Source organism: Oerskovia enterophila (genome assembly GCF_044748475.1).
Lineage (GTDB): Bacteria > Actinomycetota > Actinomycetes > Actinomycetales > Cellulomonadaceae > Oerskovia > Oerskovia enterophila.
On the sequence record NZ_JBIVFZ010000006.1, the window covers coordinates 140,551 to 158,752 of the forward strand.

At 70.9% G+C, this 18,202-nt stretch carries 15 protein-coding genes; 5 read left to right on the forward strand and 10 right to left on the reverse strand.

Features of this window, described 5'->3' with window-relative positions:
• Window positions 1-44: 44 nt before the first annotated feature.
• The 4 genes from tal (at window position 45) to pgl (ending at window position 4,662) form a co-directional block, all read left to right on the forward strand.
• The gene (gene tal, locus ACIPWA_RS17980) at window positions 45-1,178 is read left to right on the forward strand and encodes a transaldolase (RefSeq protein WP_400291922.1); all 1,134 of its coding nucleotides are present in this window, start codon (window positions 45-47) and stop codon (window positions 1,176-1,178) included.
• Window positions 1,179-1,359: 181 nt separating this feature from the next.
• The gene (gene zwf, locus ACIPWA_RS17985) at window positions 1,360-2,901 is read left to right on the forward strand and encodes a glucose-6-phosphate dehydrogenase (protein ID WP_056651600.1); all 1,542 of its coding nucleotides are present in this window, start codon (window positions 1,360-1,362) and stop codon (window positions 2,899-2,901) included.
• A 67-nt stretch (window positions 2,902-2,968) separates the two neighbouring features.
• A complete protein-coding gene (opcA, locus tag ACIPWA_RS17990) occupies window positions 2,969-3,886 on the forward strand; it encodes a glucose-6-phosphate dehydrogenase assembly protein OpcA (RefSeq protein WP_056651597.1) in 918 nt (305 codons plus the stop codon).
• Window positions 3,883-4,662, forward strand: a complete 780-nt coding sequence (gene pgl, locus ACIPWA_RS17995) for a 6-phosphogluconolactonase (protein ID WP_400291923.1) — start codon at window positions 3,883-3,885, stop codon at window positions 4,660-4,662. Before opcA ends, pgl begins: the two co-directional genes overlap by 4 nt.
• 203 nt (window positions 4,663-4,865) lie before the next feature.
• Here pgl and ACIPWA_RS18000 read toward each other — a convergent pair whose 3' ends face one another.
• The 9 genes from ACIPWA_RS18000 to uvrC all read right to left on the reverse strand — a co-directional run bounded on the left by ACIPWA_RS18000 (window position 4,866) and on the right by uvrC (window position 14,564).
• Window positions 4,866-5,216 (reverse strand): RNA polymerase-binding protein RbpA, encoded by a 351-nt coding sequence (locus ACIPWA_RS18000; RefSeq protein ID WP_056651591.1) that lies wholly within the window; start codon window positions 5,214-5,216, stop codon window positions 4,866-4,868.
• Between the two features lie 75 nt (window positions 5,217-5,291).
• The gene (gene secG / locus ACIPWA_RS18005) at window positions 5,292-5,534 is read right to left on the reverse strand and encodes a preprotein translocase subunit SecG (RefSeq protein WP_056651589.1); all 243 of its coding nucleotides are present in this window, start codon (window positions 5,532-5,534) and stop codon (window positions 5,292-5,294) included.
• Window positions 5,535-5,796: 262 nt separating this feature from the next.
• Entirely contained in the window at window positions 5,797-6,594 is a 798-nt protein-coding gene (gene tpiA, locus ACIPWA_RS18010; protein ID WP_056651586.1) for a triose-phosphate isomerase, read from the reverse strand.
• Between the two features lie 44 nt (window positions 6,595-6,638).
• A complete protein-coding gene (locus ACIPWA_RS18015) occupies window positions 6,639-7,838 on the reverse strand; it encodes a phosphoglycerate kinase (protein ID WP_400291924.1) in 1,200 nt (399 codons plus the stop codon).
• 131 nt (window positions 7,839-7,969) lie between these two features.
• Window positions 7,970-8,974, reverse strand: coding sequence for a type I glyceraldehyde-3-phosphate dehydrogenase (gene gap / locus ACIPWA_RS18020; protein WP_068625654.1), 1,005 nt, complete (start codon window positions 8,972-8,974; stop codon window positions 7,970-7,972).
• A 434-nt stretch (window positions 8,975-9,408) separates the two neighbouring features.
• Window positions 9,409-10,389: a DNA-binding protein WhiA gene (whiA, locus tag ACIPWA_RS18025; RefSeq protein WP_056651577.1), complete on the reverse strand. Its 981-nt coding sequence runs from the start codon at window positions 10,387-10,389 to the stop codon at window positions 9,409-9,411.
• Window positions 10,390-10,450: 61 nt separating this feature from the next.
• Complete coding sequence (locus ACIPWA_RS18030; RefSeq protein WP_400292066.1) at window positions 10,451-11,404, reverse strand: gluconeogenesis factor YvcK family protein; 954 nt, start codon at window positions 11,402-11,404, stop codon at window positions 10,451-10,453.
• 11 nt (window positions 11,405-11,415) lie between these two features.
• Window positions 11,416-12,354, reverse strand: coding sequence for an RNase adapter RapZ (rapZ, locus tag ACIPWA_RS18035; protein WP_056652225.1), 939 nt, complete (start codon window positions 12,352-12,354; stop codon window positions 11,416-11,418).
• A 20-nt stretch (window positions 12,355-12,374) separates the two neighbouring features.
• Entirely contained in the window at window positions 12,375-14,564 is a 2,190-nt protein-coding gene (uvrC, locus tag ACIPWA_RS18040) for an excinuclease ABC subunit UvrC (RefSeq protein WP_400291925.1), read from the reverse strand.
• Between the two features lie 108 nt (window positions 14,565-14,672).
• Between uvrC and ACIPWA_RS18045 the strand changes: the two genes are divergently transcribed.
• Window positions 14,673-15,158, forward strand: a complete 486-nt coding sequence (locus ACIPWA_RS18045; protein ID WP_400291926.1) for an OsmC family protein — start codon at window positions 14,673-14,675, stop codon at window positions 15,156-15,158.
• 31 nt (window positions 15,159-15,189) lie between these two features.
• Here the strand turns inward: ACIPWA_RS18045 and uvrA are convergent, their stop codons facing one another.
• Entirely contained in the window at window positions 15,190-18,201 is a 3,012-nt protein-coding gene (gene uvrA / locus ACIPWA_RS18050) for an excinuclease ABC subunit UvrA (RefSeq protein ID WP_056651569.1), read from the reverse strand.
• Between the last annotated feature and the right edge of the window lies 1 nt (window position 18,202).

The window sequence follows — 18,202 nt, forward strand, 5'->3', positions numbered from 1 at the left end:
TCCGTGAGGACGGCCGCCAGACGACGAGAGGGAGAATCGTGTCCGTGCACCACAGCGCAGCACCAGCACCCGTCCGCGAGCTGTCGGAGGCAGGTGTCTCCATCTGGTTGGACGACCTCTCCCGAGAACGCCTGCGCAGCGGTGGCCTCGCCGACCTGATCGGCTCGCGCGCCGTCGTCGGCGTCACGACGAACCCCACGATCTTCGCGGGCGCGCTCTCGAAGGGCGACGCCTACGACGCGCAGCTCGCCGAGCTGGCCGCGGCCGGCACCGACGTCGAGGCCGCGGTCGAACGCATCACCACGGACGACGTGCGGGCCGCGGCGGACGTCCTGCGCCCCGTCTACGACGCGACCGACGGCGTCGACGGCCGGGTCTCGATCGAGGTCGACCCCCGCCTGGCGCGCCACGCCGACGCGACCGTCGCGACCGCCGTCCGGCTGTGGCGCACGGTCGACCGCCCCAACGTCCTCATCAAGATCCCCGCCACGGTCGAGGGCCTCGACGCGATCGAGCGCACCCTGGCCCAGGGCATCAGCGTCAACGTGACGCTCATCTTCTCGCTCGAGCGCTACCGCCGGGTCATGGACGCGTTCCTGTCCGGGATCGAGCAGGCGCGCGACGCCGGCCACGACGTGACGCGCATCGCGTCGGTCGCGTCGTTCTTCGTCTCGCGCGTCGACGCGGCGGTCGACACCGCGCTCACCGCGGTCGGCTCCCCCGAGGCGCTCGACCTGCGCGGACGCACCGCGGTCGCCAACGCGCGGCTCGCGTACGAGGCCTACGAGCAGGTCCTCCAGAGCGACCGCTGGCGCGCCCTCGCCGCGACCGGCGCCCACCCCCAGCGCCCCCTGTGGGCCTCGACGGGCGTCAAGAACCCCGAGTACCGCGACACCCTCTACGTCGACGAGCTCATCGCTCCCGACGTGGTCAACACCATGCCCCAGGCGACCCTCGACGCGTTCGCGGACCACGGCGTCGTCCTGGGGAACACCGTCGCGGGCACGTACACGGCCTCGCGCTCGGTCCTCGAGACCGTCGAGTCGTTCAGCGTCTCGCTCGCCGAGGTGACCGAGCGGCTCGAGGTCGAGGGCGTCGAGAAGTTCGAGACCAGCTGGACGGATCTCCTCCAGACCGTCGCGGACGGTCTCGCCCGGGCCGGCGGCGCACCCGCATGACGCGGGCACGCTCCCGGACCGCCGCGGGTGCTGGGGGTGCTGGCGCTGCTGTCGTCGCCCCTGCGGCACCGATCATGGACGCCCCGCGACCGCCCCTCGCGCACCACCTAGGCTTCACCTCGGTCCGCAGGACGGACCTTTCGACCATTCCAGCCCACGCCGACGAGAACGGTGACATCAGTTGAGACCGGCAAAGATCAGCGCAGAGCACAACCCGCTGCGCGACCCGCGTGACCTTCGACTCCCCCGCATCGCCGGGCCCAGCGGCCTGGTCATCTTCGGCGTCACGGGCGACCTCGCCCGCAAGAAGCTCATGCCCGCCGTGTACGACCTCGCCAACCGCGGTCTCCTGCCGCCCGGCTTCGCGCTCACGGGCTTCGCCCGCCGCGACTGGGAGGACCAGGACTTCGCCAAGGTCGTGCGCGACGCCGTCGAGCAGTACGCGCGCACCCCGTTCCGCGAGGCCACGTGGAAGCAGCTCGCCGAGGGCATCCGGTTCGTCCAGGGCGAGTTCGACGACGAGCAGGCCTTCGAGCGCCTGCGCACCACGGTCGAGGAGCTCGACAAGGAGCGCGGCACGGGCGGCAACCACGCGTTCTACCTCTCGGTCCCCCCGAGCGCGTTCCCCCTGGTCTGCGAGCAGCTCTCGCGCTCGGGGCTCTCCCGCTCGGGCGAGGACGCATGGCGCCGCGTGGTCATCGAGAAGCCGTTCGGCCACGACCTGACCAGCGCACGCGAGCTCAACGACGTCGTCTCCAAGGTCTTCTCGCCGGACTCGGTCTTCCGCATCGACCACTACCTGGGCAAGGAGACCGTCCAGAACATGCTGGCGCTGCGGTTCGCCAACCAGCTCTACGAGCCCATCTGGAACGCGAACTACGTCGACCACGTCCAGATCACCATGGCCGAGGACATCGGCATCGGTGGCCGCGCGGGGTACTACGACGGGATCGGCGCGGCGCGCGACGTCATCCAGAACCACCTCATCCAGCTCCTCGCGCTCACCGCGATGGAGGAGCCCGTCTCGTTCGACGCCGAGTCGCTGCGCGCCGAGAAGCTCAAGGTGCTCTCTGCCGTGCGTCTTCCGCGCGACCTGGGACGCCACACCTCGCGCGGCCAGTACTCGGCCGGGTGGCAGGGTGGCGAGGAGGTCGTCGGGTACCTCGAGGAGGACGGCATCTCGCCCGAGTCCACGACCGAGACGTTCGCCGCGATCCGCGTCGACATCGACAACCGCCGCTGGGCCGGGGTGCCGTTCTACCTGCGCACGGGCAAGCGCCTGGGCCGACGCGTGACGGAGATCGCGGTCGTCTTCAAGTCGGCGCCGCACCTGCCGTTCGAGTCCTCGGCGACGTCCGAGCTCGGCAAGAACGCGCTCGTGATCCGCGTCCAGCCCGACGAGGGCGTGACGATCCGCTTCGGTGCCAAGGTCCCCGGCACCGCGATGGAGGTCCGCGACGTCACCATGGACTTCGGCTACGGCCACGCCTTCACCGAGTCCTCTCCCGAGGCCTACGAGCGCCTCATCCTCGACGTCCTCCTGGGCGACCCGCCGCTCTTCCCGAGCCACGAGGAGGTCGAGCTGTCCTGGAAGATCCTCGACCCGATCACGGCGTTCTGGGAGTCCAAGGGCGCCCCGGAGCCGTACCGCTCCGGCACGTGGGGCCCGGCCTCGGCCGACGACATGATGGCTCGCGACGGACGCACGTGGCGGCGTCCGTGACCGCGACCGCACCGATCTCCCGCCTGCCCCGGATCCCTGCCCGGACCTCGAACTGGAGCACCACCTCATGATCATCGATCTCCCCGAGACGACGACCAATGCGGTCAACAAGCGCCTCGTGAAGCTGCGTGACGAGGGTGGCGCGGTCGCCCTCGGACGTGTCCTGACCCTCGTGGTCCTGGCCGAGGAGGCCGACGTCGAGGACGCGGTCGCCGCGGCCAACGGCGCCTCGCGCGAGCATCCCTGCCGTGTCGTGGTCGTCGCCCCGGCCAACAAGCGCTCGACGGCGCGCCTCGACGCCCAGATCCGTATCGGCGGCGACGCGGGGGCCAGCGAGGTCATCATCCTGCGTCCCTCGGGGCCGCTCGTCGCGCACACCGACACCCTCGTGATGCCGCTCCTGCTCCCCGACGCCCCGATCGTGGCCTGGTGGCCCCGTGAGACGCCCGACAACCCCTCGGCGGACCCGGTCGGCCAGATGGCCCACCGCCGCATCACCGACGCGGTCAACGCAGGCAAGTCGCTCCAGACGCTCCAGCACCTGAGCAAGAGCCACCACCCGGGCGACACCGACCTCGCGTGGACCCGCGTCACGCTGTGGCGCGGGCTCATCGCGGCAGCGCTCGACCAGCCGCCCTACGAGTCCGTGACGGCCGTCGAGGTCGAGGGCGAGGAGCACCACCCCTCGGTCGACATCCTCGCGGCGTGGTTGGCCCAGCAGCTCCGGTGCCCGGTCCGGCTCGTCCGTCGTCGCGGCGTCGAGGGGATCACGAAGGTGACCCTCGAGCGCAAGGGCGGCGCCGTCGTGCTGTCCCGTCCCGACGGCCGCATCGTGACACTGACGCAGCCCGGCCAGCCGGACCGTCGCATCTCGCTGCCGCTGCGCCAGCTCGAGGAGTGCCTCACCGAGGAGCTGCGCCGGCTGGACCCGGACGAGGTCTACGGCGAGGTCCTCACCAAGGGCCTGGCAAGGATCGGCGAATGACGACCGACGTGGAGACCGAGACCCGCGCGCACGGGGCGCGCCTCGTCGTCGTGCACCCCGACGCGGGCGTGCTCGCCGAGGCCGTCGCCTCGCGCCTGCTGACGCGCATCCTCGACATCCAGTCCGTGCGCACGCCCGTCCACGTCGTCCTCACGGGCGGCACGGTCGGGATCCGTTCGCTCGCGGCCGTCGCGGCGCACCCCGTGCGCGACGCGGTCGACTGGACCGGAGTGCACTTCTGGTGGGGCGACGAGCGCTTCCTGCCCACCGGGGACCCCGAGCGCAACGAGACGCAGGCGCGCGAGGCGCTCCTCGACCACCTCCCGACCCTGCCCGCACAGAACGTGCACGTCATGGCTGCGCCGGGCGAGGGCGTCGGGTCCCCCGAGGAGTCGGCGGCGCTCTACGCCGACGAGCTCTCGCGCTTCACGCCCGACGGCGCCACGCACCTCGCGTTCGACGTCCTCCTGCTGGGCATGGGGCCGGACGGGCACGTCGCGTCGCTCTTCCCGGGCAACGCCGGGCTCGCGGCCCAGGGGGCCACGACGGGAGTCCACGACTCCCCCAAGCCGCCGCCCGAGCGCGTGTCGCTGACGTTCTCCGCCATCCAGGCCGCGCAGGAGGTCTGGGTCGTCGCCGCGGGCGCCGAGAAGGCTCCTGCGGTGGCGTCCGCCCTGGCCGGGGATCCCGTCGAGACCACGCCCGCCGCGGGGGCGCTCGGCACGCGGCGCACGCTGTGGCTGGTCGACCTGGCGGCGAGCAGCACCTCGTCCTGAGGTCCGGGACCGTCGGGCGCGGCCCGGCGGTCCCGGACCATCGGAAGGGGGCGACGCGATCGCCCACGCACAGCGGGGCCCGTCCGACGACCGGACGGGCCCCGCTGTGCTGTGCTGCTCATGACGACGTGCACGCCGGGGGCCGGACGGGCACCTTCCGGTCACTGCCGGGGCGCGTCGCGCCCACCACCGGACCGGCAGGGCTAGCGGCGGCTACGACGGGCGCGCAGCGCGGCGAGCGCCTCGTCGAGGAGGGCCACGCCGTCCTCGTCGCTGCGGCGCTCCTTCACGTACGCGAGGTGCGTCTTGTAGGGCTCGTTGCGCAGCGCGCTCGGCGGGTTCGCCTGGTCCTGCCCCCCGGGCAGACCGCAGCGCGGGCAGTCCCAGGTCTCAGGGGTGACGATCTCCACCTCGGAGGAGAAGCTGGGGCGCGTCTCGTGCCCGTTGGCACACCAATAGGAGACCCAGATGCGCGGGGCGACGTCGCCCCGTTCTGTCTCTCCGAGCGGGCCTGCCCCGACGCGAGACCCCTTGATAGCACTGCCACCAGCCACGACTTCACTCCCCCGACTTCCGACCGGACCGTGAGCCGGGCCGGTTCCACTTCCCTGCCGCCGGAGCGGCGAGGGTCAGCTGACCTTCTGGATGAGCCCCAGGAGGATGATCACGACGGTCCAGGTGATCGCGAACGTGATCGTGATGCGGTTCAGGTTGCGCTCGGCCACGCCGGAGCTGCCGGCGCTGCTCGAGATGCCGCCACCGAACATGTCCGAGAGGCCGCCGCCCTTGCCCTTGTGCATGAGCACGAGCAGGGTCAAGAAGCCGCTGGTGATGACCAGCAGGATCTGAAGAATGATGCGCAGCGCGTCCACGAGTACGTCCTTGGCTCTTTGGGTCCACGTCGAGAAGTCGAGAGGGACCGCACGGGTGTCCTGGACCGACCTGCGGGTGCAGGTGCGGCACAGAGGACAAGGGTAGGTGACGAGGGGCCGTTCCGACGAACCGTTCCGCACTGCGGGCCACGTCGCCCGGTCGTGCAGGGAACCGGCGCTCGTCCGCTCGGCTCCGACCACCGCACCAGCGGTGGCCGCGCTGCCGGGTCGCACGTGCGGCGCGACCCGGCAGCGAGGGGAATCAGGCCCCGGTCTGGTGCGACTGGAAGCGCGCGATCTTCGCGAACTCCTCGGGGTCAAGGCTCGCGCCACCGACCAGTGCACCGTCGACGTCCTGCTCCTTCATGAGCTCGGCGATCGACGAGGACTTGACCGAACCGCCGTACAGGACACGCACGGCGTCGGCGACCTCGGCCGAGTAGAGCTCGGCGAGGCGGGCACGGATCGCGCCCGCGACCTCCTGAGCGTCCTGCGGGGTGGCGACCTCGCCCGTGCCGATGGCCCAGACGGGCTCGTACGCGATGACGACCTTGGCGGCGTCCTCGGCCGAGAGTCCCTCGAGAGCGCCGTCGACCTGCGCGAGCGTGTACGAGACCTGCTCGCCGGCCTTGCGGATCTCGAGCGCCTCGCCGACGCAGATGATCGGGATCAGGCCGTGGGCCAGCGCGGCCTTCGACTTGGCGTTGACGAGCGCGTCGTCCTCGCCGTGGTACTGGCGGCGCTCCGAGTGGCCGATCGCGACGTAGGTCACGCCCAGCTTGCTCAGGAACACGGGCGAGATCTCGCCCGTGTAGGCGCCCGAGACGTGCTGCGAGACGTCCTGCGCGCCGTAGGTCAGCTCGAGCTTGTCGGCGTCGACGAGCGTCTGCACGCTGCGGAGGTCCGTGAACGGCGCGAGCACCGTGACCTCGACGGCCGAGAAGTCGTGCTTGGCGTCCTTGAGGGCCCAGGCGAGCTTCTGGACCGTGTGGATGGCCTCCTGGTGGTCCAGGTTCATCTTCCAGTTGCCCGCGATGAGCGGGGTACGTGCATCAGTCATGGTGTGTCTACCTTCTGTGAGCCGTGAGGCTGCGGTGGTGGGGGTCAGGCCTCGAGGACTGCGAGCCCCGGGAGGGACTTGCCCTCGAGGAACTCCAGGCTCGCGCCGCCACCGGTCGAGATGTGGCTGAAGCCGGCCTCGTCGAAGCCGAGGATGCGCACGGCTGCGGCGGAGTCGCCGCCGCCGACGATCGTGAACGCACCGTTCGCGGTCGCGTCGACCAGGGCCTGCGCGACGGCACGCGTGCCGCCCGAGAACGCCTCGAACTCGAAGACGCCCGCGGGGCCGTTCCAGACGACCGTCTTGGCGTCGACGATCTTGCTCGCGAAGAGCTTGGCCGACTCGGGGCCGATGTCCAGGCCGATCTTGCCGTCGGGGATCGCGTCCGCAGGCACGACCTCGTAGGGCGAGTCGGCGGCGAACGAGTCGGCAGCGAGGATGTCGGTCGGCAGGACGATCTCGACGCCCGCCTTCTCGGCGTCCGCGAGGTAGCCCTTGACCGTCTCGATCTGGTCCGTCTCGAGGAGCGAGTTGCCCACCGGGTAGCCCTTGGCCGCGAGGAACGTGAAGACCATGCCGCCACCGATGAGCAGGCGGTCCGCCTTGGTCAGCAGGTTGGCGATGACACCGAGCTTGTCGGAGACCTTCGAGCCGCCGAGCACGACGACGTAAGGGCGCGCGGGGTCCTCGGTCGCCTTCTTCAGGGAGTCGACCTCCTTGAGGACGAGCTCGCCCACTGCGGACGGCAGCACCTTGGCGATGTCGTAGACCGAGGCCTGCTTGCGGTGTACGACGCCGAAGCCGTCGGAGACGTACGCGTCCGCGAGCTCTGCGAGGTCTGCGGCGAGCGCCTCGCGCTCGGCGTCGACCTTCGAGGTCTCGCGAGCGTCGAAGCGGATGTTCTCGAGCAGCGCGACCTCGCCGTCGCCGAGCGCGGCGACCGTGGCGCGGGCGGACTCGCCGACCGTGTCGGCTGCGAGCGTCACCGGGGCGCCGAGGAGCTCACCGAGGCGGGCCGCGACGGGGGCGAGCGAGTACTTGGCGTCCGGCTCACCCTTGGGGCGCCCGAGGTGCGCGGTCACGACGACCTTCGCACCGGCGTCGGTCAGACGCTTGAGCGTGGGGAGCGCGGCGCGGATGCGGCCGTCGTCCGTGATGGTCGTCCCGTCGAGGGGGACGTTGAAGTCCGAGCGGACGAGCACGCGCTTGCCGCGCAGGTCGCCGAGAGAGTCGATGGTCTTCATGAGCACACTCCTGGTCTGAACAGGTCGAAACAGGTCACGTCACACATGACTGCGTCCGCGTGCATGGGCGGCCAACCGGGCCGGCCACGCACGCGGACGCAGAATTCACCTCACGTCACGAAGGACGGAGATCAGAGACGAGCACCCACGTACTGCGTGAGCGAGACGAGCGAGCTGGAGTAGCCCCACTCGTTGTCGTACCAGGCGACGACCTTGACCAGGTCGCCGCTCACCTTGGTGAGCTTCGAGTCGAAGATCGAGGTGTGCGGGTCCGTGACGATGTCCGACGAGACGATGTCGTCGTCGACGTACTTGAGAACACCCTTGAGCGGGCCCTCGGCAGCAGCCTTGACCGCGGCGTTGACCTCCTCGATCGTGACCTCCTTCGAGGCGGTGAAGGTGAGGTCGGTGGCCGAGCCCGTGATGACGGGGACGCGCATCGCGAAGCCGTCGAGCTTGCCCTTGAGCTCGGGGAGCACGAGAGCGACGGCCTTGGCCGCACCGGTCGAGGTGGGGACGATGTTCTGCGCGGCCGCACGGGCGCGACGCAGGTCCTTGTGGGGGCCGTCCTGCAGGTTCTGGTCACCCGTGTACGCGTGGATCGTGGTCATGAGACCGCGCTCGATGCCGATCGCGTCGTTGAGGGCCTTGGCCATCGGGGCGAGGCAGTTCGTGGTGCACGACGCGTTGGAGATGATGTGCTGCGTCGCGGGGTCGTACTGCTCGTGGTTCACGCCGACGACGAACGTGCCGTCCTCGTTCTTCGCCGGAGCGGAGATGATGACCTTCTTGGCGCCGGCCTCGATGTGGGCCTTCGCCTTGGTGGCGTCGGTGAAGAAGCCGGTCGACTCGATGACGATGTCAGCACCGAGCTCGCCCCAGGGCAGGTTCGCCGGGTCGCGCTCTTCGAGGGCGCGGATGGCCTTGCCGTCGACGATGATGTTGTTCTCGTCGAAGTCGACGCTCAGCGGGAAACGACCCAGGACGGTGTCGTACTTCAGCAGGTGCGCGAGCGTCTTGTTGTCCGTGAGGTCGTTGACACCCACGATCTCGATGTCCGCCCCCGACGCAATGATGGCGCGGAAGAAGTTACGTCCGATACGACCGAAGCCGTTGATACCGACGCGGATGGTCACAATGCCCTCCTCAGGGCGCGCCGGTGTTCCCGACGCACACGGTTGATGCCGAACGATCACGTACTACGGCGTACGTAGGTGGTGAACGGCGAAGTACTCCCCCACTGAATGCCTGACGGCGTGATACCCGGGAACTCGGAGGGCCTCAGCGACAGCTGCGACTCAACGGGGTCCCGAAGACCTCAGTGAAGGAGCACGTCTTTGTCACCTGACATCCCCGAGCCTATACCCAAAGCGCCCCAACACGTGACCTGAGGCCTGATCTGAGACGACCTTGCACGAAGCGTGGGAACGTGATCAAGGTCCGAGACGGACGTCACACCTCCGCCGCAGCAGCGACCGGAGCGCACCCCCGGTCCGGCCTCCTCCCTCGGCACGACGAGGGGCGCGCACCGTGCGGTGCGCGCCCCTCGTCGGCCCGGTGGGCCTGGTGCTCAGACGTCGAGCAGGTCGGGGCTCAGACCCGCCTCGGTGTCGGGGATGCCCAGCTCCGCAGCGCGCTTGTCGGCCGTCGAGAGCAGGCGTCGGATACGGCCCGCCACGGCGTCCTTGGTCAGCGGCGGCACGGCGAGCTGGCCCAGCTCCTCGAGCGACGCCTGCTTGTGCGCGAGGCGCAGCTCGCCGGCCTCGCGCAGGTGGTCCGGAAGGTCGGGTCCGAGGATCTCGAAGGCTCGCTCGACACGGGCCCCGGCCGCGACGGCAGCGCGGGCCGAGCGTCGGAGGTTGGCGTCGTCGAAGTTCGCGAGCCGGTTGGCCGTGCCGCGCACCTCGCGCCGCTGGCGCCGCTCCTCCCAGACGACCACGGTCTCGTGGGCGCCCAGCCGCGTGAGCATCGCGCTGATGGCCTCGCCGTCGCGGATGACCACCCGGTCCACCCCACGGACCTCGCGCGCCTTGGCGGAGATGCCCAGGCGTCGCGCCGCGCCGACCAGGGCGAGCGCCGCCTCGGGCCCAGGGCACGTGACCTCGAGCGCAGACGAACGACCGGGCTCGGTCAGCGAGCCGTGCGCGAGGAACGCGCCGCGCCACGCGGCCTCGGCCTCGCCGACACCCGCGGACACCACCTGCGGCGGGAGCCCGCGCACGGGCCGGCCACGGTTGTCGAGCAGGCCCGTCTGACGGGCGAGCGACTCGCCGTCCTTGACGACCCGCACCACGTAGCGGCTCCCCCGACGCAGACCGCCGGCCGAGACCACGATCAGCTCGCTCGTGTGCCCGTACACGTCGCTGATCGTCTGCCGGAGGCGGCGCGCGGCGATCGCCGTGTCCAGCTCGGCCTCGATCACGATGCGACCGGAGATGATGTGCAACCCACCGGAGAATCGCAGCATGGCCGAGACCTCCGCCTTGCGGCAGGAGGTCTTGTCCACCTTGAGTCGCGCGAGCTCGTCCTTCACCTGTGCCGTCAAAGCCATGGCGACATCCTCCCATCAACGAGCAACGATCGTGACCGCACTCCCCCACGAGGGTGGGCCGTCAGTGCGTCGTCGTCCCCACGTCGCCGAGGAAGCCGTCGAAGACGTCCCGCAGGGCCGCGGCGAGGCGCAGCGCGTCGTGCCGCGGGGTCCCGTCGGAACGCCCGACCTGCCGGAGCAGGAGGCGCGCGCCCATGCGCGCCGACTCGTCGGCCAGCAGCCCGATGTCCTCGACCGCGCTCGGGTCGGCGACCACGGCGTCGATCCGCAGCCCGGGCGCGTGCTTGTGCAGAGCCTCCAGGTGGTCGGTCGCCGTGAGCCCGTAGGTCTCGCCCGAGTCGCTCGAGAGGTTGAGCACGACGCAGCGCCGGGCCGCGGTCTCGTGCAGCGCGTGCGCGAGGTCGGGGACGAGCAGATGAGGCATGACCGAGGAGTACCAGGAGCCCGGGCCGAGGATCACCCAGTCCGCGGACAGCACCGCCTCGACGGCCTCGGGGCACGCGGGCGGGTCCGGCGGGACCAGGCGCAGCTGCTCGATCCGCTCGTGCGTCACGGCGACCTGGCTCTGGCCCACGATCGTCGAGAGCCCGTCCCCCGTGCGCACGTCCGCCTCGATGCCGAGCGGCACGGCGGCCATGGGCAGCACCCGGCCGCGGGCGCCGAGCAGCTTGCCGACCCAGTCGAGCCCGGCCACGGGGTCCTCCAGGAGCTCCCAGAGAGCCACGATGAGCAGGTTCCCGACCGCGTGCTGGTCCAGGTCGCCGCTCGAGGAGAACCGGTGCTGCAGGACCGCGCTCCAGGTCCGCCCCCACTCGGAGTCGTCGCACAGGGCCGCGAGCGCCATCCGGAGGTCTCCCGGGGGCAGCACGCCGAGCTCGGAGCGGAGCCTCCCGGAGGATCCGCCGTCGTCCGCGACGGTCACGACCGCGGTGATGCGGTCCGTCATGAGCCGCAGCGAGGACAGCGTCGCCGACAGCCCGTGCCCTCCACCGAGCGCCACGACCGCGGGGTTGATGAGGGACACGCCTACTCCTTGCCGAGGTCTCGGGCGGTCACGGTCACGCGCTGGCCCAGCGCCCGGAGCTTCTTGGCGAGCTCTTCCGAGACCGCGACCGAGCGGTGCTTGCCACCCGTGCAGCCGACGGCGATCGTCACGTAGCGCTTCTCCTCGGCGAGGTAGCCGGACAGGACGGGCTCGAGCGCGCTCACGTACCGGTCGATGAACTCGAGGGCCCCCGGGCGCGCCAGGACGTAGTCGCGGACGGGCTTGTCGCGGCCCGTCAGGTGGCGGAGCTCGGTGATCCAGTAGGGGTTCGCGAGGAACCGCATGTCGACGACGTGGTCCGCGTCGAGCGGGATCCCGTACTTGAAGCCGAACGAGACGATGTTGATCCGCAGCGCATCCGGCGTGCCTTCGGCCACGGCTGCGCGGACCTCCCGCGCCAGGTCGTGGACGTTGAGGTCCGAGGTGTCGATGACGACGTCCGCACGTTCCTCGACGCTCGCGACGAGCCGTCGCTCCTCGGCGATCCCGTCGAGGATCCGGCCCCCGCCCTGGAGGGGGTGGGGACGACGGACCTGCTCGTACCGTCGGACGAGCACCTCGTCGGACGCGTCGAGGAACAGGATCCGGTAGAAGACGCCGGCGTCCCGCAGGTGCTTGAGGACGTCGAGCAGATCGGTGAAGAACCCACCTCCGCGGACGTCGACGACCGCGGCGATGCGCTGCACGCTCGACCCCGCGCGGGTCATCATGTCGACGAGCGGCACGAGCATCTTGGGCGGCATGTTGTCCACGACGTACCAGTCGAGGTCCTCGAGGACCGCGGCAGCACGCGTGCGCCCTGCCCCGGACATGCCGGTGATGACGAGGACCTCGGCGTCCGAGCGCTCGGGCGCGGGGGTGGTCGCCTCGATCGCGGGGATTCCCTGGGGGACGGTCGTCGGCGAGGGTTCGGTGCTCATGCTCCCAGCATGCCAGCCGGTCATGCGGGGACGGCCCCGCTCGTCGCGGGGGGCGCCCCGGGCGTGTCCGCCCCGGGGTGCTCCTCGCGCCCGACGGCGTCGCTCACCGCCCCGGGCTGGCTCGCGTTCGTCGCGGTGGCCGGCTGCTCGACGGAAGGCGACCCGCTCTCCACCTCGGGAGCAGGCGGGGCCGCCTGCGGGTCGGGGCCGAGCGCGGCGACGACGGCTGCAGCCGTCGCTGCCCCCATGCCGGGCACGGTCGCGATCTCCTCGGCGGACGCGGCCCGCAGCCGCTTGAGCGAGCCGAAGTGCGTGAGGAGGGCCTTCTTGCGCGCGGGACCCAGGCCCGGCACGTCGTCCAGGACCGAGACGGTCATGGCCTTGCCACGCTTCTTGCGGTGGTAGGAGATCGCGAACCGGTGGGCCTCGTCACGGACGCGCTGGAGCAGGTAGAGACCCTCGGAGCTGCGCTGCAGGATCACGGGGTAGTCCTCGCCGGGCAGCCACACCTCCTCGAGGCGCTTCGCGAGCCCGCACAGCGCGACGTCGTCGATCCCGAGCTCGGCGAGCGCCCGGGCGGCGGCCGCGACCTGGGGCGGGCCGCCGTCGACCACGACGAGGTTGGGCGGGTACGCGAAGCGTGCTGCGCGGCCCGCCGGGGCGTCGGCGCCGACCTCGCCCGACCGGGGGACGTAGCCGGCGGCCACGGCGTCCGCGTCCTGCGCCGTGTCCTCGTCGGCTCCCAGGTCCATCTCCACGTCGCTCGCCTGCGACCGGTCCGCGAGATAGCGCTTGAAGCGGCGCGTGATGACCTCGTGCATCGCGGCCGTGTCGTCGCGGGCGCCCAGGCCCTCGGGCCCACGGATCGCGAAGTGCCGGTACTCGCTCTTGCGCGCGAGCCCGTCCTCGAACACGACCATCGACGCGACCTGGTGGGTTCCCTGCGTCGTGGACACGTCGTAGCACTCGATGCGCAGCGGCGCGGTCTCGAGGCCCAGGGCCTCCTGGATCTCGCGCAGCGCCTGGCTGCGCGTCGTCAGGTCGCCGGCCCTGCGGGTGCGGTGCAGCGCGAGGGCGTGCTCCGCGTTCTTGTGCACCGTGGCGGCGAGCTCGCGCTTGTCCCCGCGCTGGGGCACCCGGACGTCCACCTTGGCGCCGCGGAGCCCCGTGAGCCAGGACACGACCTGCTCGGTGTCCGGCGGAAGGACAGGCACGAGCACCTCGCGGGGCACGACGCTCGACGACGGCGTGGAGGAGTCTCCCAACGACTCGTCGGCCGAGCCGTAGACCTGCTGGAGGAGGTGCTCGACGAGCTCCGCGTCCGTCACGTCCTCGACCTTCTCGACGATCCAGCCGCGCTGACCACGGATGCGCCCGCCACGGACGTGGAAGACCTGGACCGCCGCCTCGAGCTCGTCGCCTGCCAGGGCGAAGATGTCCGCGTCGGTCGCGTCGCCGAGCACCACGGCGTTCTTCTCCATGGCGCGCTCGAGCGCGATGATGTCGTCGCGCAGGCGTGCCGCCTGCTCGTACTCCATCGCGGCAGCTGCCTCCTTCATCTTCGCCTCGACCCGGCGGATGAACTTGGCCGTGTCGCCGGCCATGAAGTCGCAGAAGTCCTCGGCGAGCGCGTGATGGTCCTCGGGGCTGATGCGTCCCACGCACGGCGCCGAGCACTTGTCGATGTACCCGAGCAGGCACGGGCGCCCGGTCTGCTGGGCCCGCTTGAAGACCCCCGCGGAGCACGTGCGCACCGGGAAGACCCGCAGCAGGAGGTCGAGGGTCTCGCGGATCGCCCAGGCGTGCCCGTACGGGCCGAAGTACCGCGTCCCGGGGCGCTTGGCGCCGCGCATGACCTGTGCCCGGGGGAACTGCTCGCCCAGCGTCACGGCCAGGTAGGGGTAGGACTTGTCGTCCCGGTACTTGACGTTGAAGCGCGGGTCGAACTCCTTGATCCACGAGTACTCGAGCGCGAGCGCCTCGACCTCGGTCCCGACCACCGTCCACTCGACCGAGGCGGCCGTGGTCACCATGGTCTGGGTGCGGTAGTGGAGGTTCGTCAGGTCCTGGAAGTAGCTCCCGAGACGCGCTCGCAGGTTCTTGGCCTTGCCCACGTAGATCACGCGTCCGTGCTCGTCGCGGAACCGGTAGACACCAGGCGACGTGGGGATCTCTCCCGGGGCGGGGCGGTACGAGGACGGATCTGCCATGTCCGCCAGCCTAGGTCAGCCCACCCACACCCCGGGTGCCCCGCGACCGGACCCGTCCACCGTGACGCCCGTCACACATGCGACGGCCCGTGGCGCTAGGGTGACCGCATGGGCGCCCTTCACTCCTATGCCGCGACCGTCCGCTGGACCGGCGCAGGCCAGACCGGAACCACGACCTACACCGCGTACAGCCGCGACCACGAGATAGACCTCCCGGGTCGCCCGACGCTCCCGGGGTCCGCCGACCCGGCGTTCCGCGGAGACCCCGGTCGGTACAGCCCCGAGGAGCTGTTCGTCGCGAGCCTCTCGCAGTGCCACATGCTGTGGTTCCTGCACCTCGCCTCGGCCGCGGGGATCGTGGTGCGCGAGTACTCGGACGAGGTCACCGGCACCATGCGCGTCGAGTCGGCCGGGGCCGGTCAGTTCACCGACGTCACGCTGCACCCGCACGTCGTCGTCGACGACGGGCCCCAGGTCACCGACGAGGCCGTCGCCGAAGTCCACCGCCGGGCCCACGACCACTGCTTCCTGGCCCGGTCCGTGAACTTCCCGGTGCTGCTCGAACCCGCGCCGCTGCGCACGCACGCAGCCTGACCGCCCGACTGCGTGAGCGCGACGCCGCGCGTCAGGCGCTCTCGCGTGCGTCGTCGTCGGATGCATCCACCGACGCCTTCACGGCCGCCGAGGACTTCGAGGCCGCGGCCGTTGCCTTGCGCACCGGAGTTTTCCGAGGCGCCTTGGCAGCGGGCGCCTTGGCTGCCGCGGCCTTCTTGGGCAGCGGCGCGACCGGGATCGGGTCACCCGGGAGCACCTCGGCGAGGAAGCGGCCCGTGTGGCTCGCGGCGACGGCCGCCACCTGCTCGGGAGTGCCCTCGGCGATGACCCGGCCTCCGCCCGATCCGCCCTCCGGACCCATGTCGATGACCCAGTCGGCGTTCTTGATGACGTCCAGGTTGTGCTCGATCACGAGCACCGAGTTGCCCTTGTCCACGAGCGACTGAAGCACCGCGAGGAGCTTGCGGATGTCCTCGAAGTGCAGTCCCGTCGTGGGCTCGTCGAGGACGTAGATGGTGCGCCCCGTCGATCGCTTCTGCAGCTCGCTGGCCAGCTTGACGCGCTGCGCCTCACCGCCCGAGAGCGTGGGCGCGGGCTGCCCCAGGCGCACGTACCCCAGACCGACCTCGGAGAGAGTCTTGAGGTGCCGCGAGATCGTGGGCACCGCGGCGAAGAACTCCGACGCCTCCTCGATGGGCATGTCGAGCACGTCGGCGACGGTCTTGCCCTTGAAGTGCACCTCGAGCGTCTCGCGGTTGTAGCGGGCACCGTGGCAGACCTCGCACGGGACGTAGACGTCCGGCAGGAAGTTCATCTCGATCTTGATGGTCCCGTCGCCCGAGCACGCCTCGCAGCGCCCACCCTTGACGTTGAACGAGAACCGACCAGGCGTGTAGCCCCGCACCTTGGCCTCGCTGGTCTCCGCGAAGAGCTTGCGGACGTGGTCCCAGACCCCGGTGTACGTCGCGGGGTTGGACCGGGGCGTGCGCCCGATGGGCCCCTGGTCGACGTGGACCACCTTGTCGAGGTTCTCGAGCCCGGTGATGCGCCGGTGCCGGCCGGCGACCTGCCGTGCCCCGTTGAGCTCGTTCGCGAGCACCGTGTAGAGGATCGAGTTGACGAGTGTGGACTTGCCCGAGCCAGAGACCCCCGTGACCGCGGTCAGCGTGCCGAGCGGGAAGCTGACGTCGATACCCTCGAGGTTGTGCTCGCGCGCACCGATGACCGTGACCTGACGGCTCTTGTCCACGGGACGACGCGTCGCCGGCAGGGGGATGCTGCGGCGCCCGGCGAGGTAGGCACCCGTGACGGACTCGGGGGCCTCGAGGAGTCCCGCGTAGTCGCCCGAGTGGATGACGCGCCCGCCGTGCTCCCCCGCCCCGGGGCCGATGTCCACGATCCAGTCGGCGGCGCGGATGGTGTCCTCGTCGTGCTCGACGACGATGAGCGTGTTGCCCAGGTCGCGCAGCCGGGTGAGCGTGTCGATGAGCCGCCGGTTGTCCCGCTGGTGCAGACCGATGCTCGGCTCGTCGAGGACGTACAGCACACCGACGAGCCCCGAGCCGATCTGCGTCGCGAGCCGGATGCGCTGCGCCTCGCCCCCCGAGAGGGTCCCGGCGGGGCGCTCGAGCGAGAGGTAGTCGAGGCCCACGTCGAGCAGGAAGCCCAGACGGGCGTCGATCTCCTTGAGCACCTCGGTCGCGATGGCCTTCTGGCGTGTACCGAGCTCGAGCGAGCCGAGGAAGGCCGCGGCCTCGCGCAGCGGCAGACGGCAGACCTCGGCGATCGACTTGTCGCCGACCTTGACCGCGAGGACCTCGGGCTTGAGGCGCGTGCCCTGGCAGACGGGGCACGGCGTCTCGCGCATGTACGCCTCGTACTTCTCCTTGGACCACTCCGACTCGGTCTCGCCGTGACGGCGCTCCAGGAAGGTCACGACGCCCTCGAAGCCGGTCGAGTACTGACGCTCACGGCCCCAGCGGTTCTTGTAGCGGACGTGGACCTCGTGGTTCTGGCCGTAGAGGACGGCCTGCTGCGCGCGCTGCGGCAGCGCGCGCCAGGGCACGTCCATGGAGAACCCCAGGTCCGAGGCGAGAGCGGTCAGGACGCGGTTGAAGTACTCGGAGGAGATCTGGGCCCAGGGGGCGACGGCTCCCTCGGCGAGCGACTTCTCGTCGTCCGGGATCACGAGGTCCGGGTCCACCTCGAGCCGGAACCCGATGCCCGTGCACTCGGGGCACGCGCCGTAGGGCGCGTTGAACGAGAAGGTACGCGGCTCGATCTCGTCGAGCGTGAGCTCGTGGTCGTTGGGGCACGCACGCTTCTCGGAGAACCGGCGCTCGCGCTGCGGGTCGTCGGCGTCCGCGTCCACGAGCTCGACCACGACGAGGCCACCTGCGAGGCCGAGAGCGGTCTCCACGGAGTCCGTGAGCCGGCGCTGGACGCCCTCGCGCGAGACGAGACGGTCGATCACGACCTCGATGTCGTGCTTGAGCTTCTTCTCGAGCGCAGGCGGGTCCGTGAGCTGGACGACCTCGCCGTCGACGCGGGCACGCGCGAACCCCTTGGACTGGAGCTCCTTGAAGAGCTCGCTGTACTCGCCCTTGCGGCCGCGCACGACGGGGGCGAGGACCTGGTAGCGAGTCCCTTCCGGCAGCTCGAGGAGACGGTCGACGATCTGCTGCGGCGTCTGGGCCTGGACCTTCTCTCCGCAGACGGGGCAGTGCTGGGTCCCGGCGCGTGCGAACAGCAGGCGGAGGTAGTCGTAGACCTCGGTGATGGTCCCGACCGTCGAGCGAGGGTTGCGGTTGGTCGACTTCTGGTCGATCGAGACCGCGGGCGAGAGGCCCTCGATGAAGTCGACGTCCGGCTTGTCCATCTGCCCCAGGAACTGACGGGCGTAGGCGGACAACGACTCGACGTACCGACGCTGCCCCTCCGCGAAGATCGTGTCGAACGCGAGAGAGGACTTGCCGGACCCCGACAGCCCCGTGAAGACGATGAGCTGGTCCCTCGGCAGGTCGAGGTCGACGTTGCGGAGGTTGTGCTCACGGGCACCAGCGATGACAAGGCGATTGCTCACC

Bases quoted from the DNA above. Each gene is read 5' to 3' on its own strand.
- opcA (WP_056651597.1), top strand. From the start codon at position 2,969: ATGATCATCGATCTCCCCGAGACGACGACCAATGCGGTCAACAAGCGC.
- pgl (WP_400291923.1), top strand. From the start codon at position 3,883: ATGACGACCGACGTGGAGACCGAGACCCGCGCGCACGGGGCGCGCCTC.
- tpiA (WP_056651586.1), bottom strand. From the start codon at position 6,594: ATGACTGATGCACGTACCCCGCTCATCGCGGGCAACTGGAAGATGAAC.
- ACIPWA_RS18015 (WP_400291924.1), bottom strand. From the start codon at position 7,838: ATGAAGACCATCGACTCTCTCGGCGACCTGCGCGGCAAGCGCGTGCTC.
- whiA (WP_056651577.1), bottom strand. From the start codon at position 10,389: ATGGCTTTGACGGCACAGGTGAAGGACGAGCTCGCGCGACTCAAGGTG.
- rapZ (WP_056652225.1), bottom strand. From the start codon at position 12,354: ATGAGCACCGAACCCTCGCCGACGACCGTCCCCCAGGGAATCCCCGCG.
- uvrC (WP_400291925.1), bottom strand. From the start codon at position 14,564: ATGGCAGATCCGTCCTCGTACCGCCCCGCCCCGGGAGAGATCCCCACG.
- ACIPWA_RS18045 (WP_400291926.1), top strand. From the start codon at position 14,673: ATGGGCGCCCTTCACTCCTATGCCGCGACCGTCCGCTGGACCGGCGCA.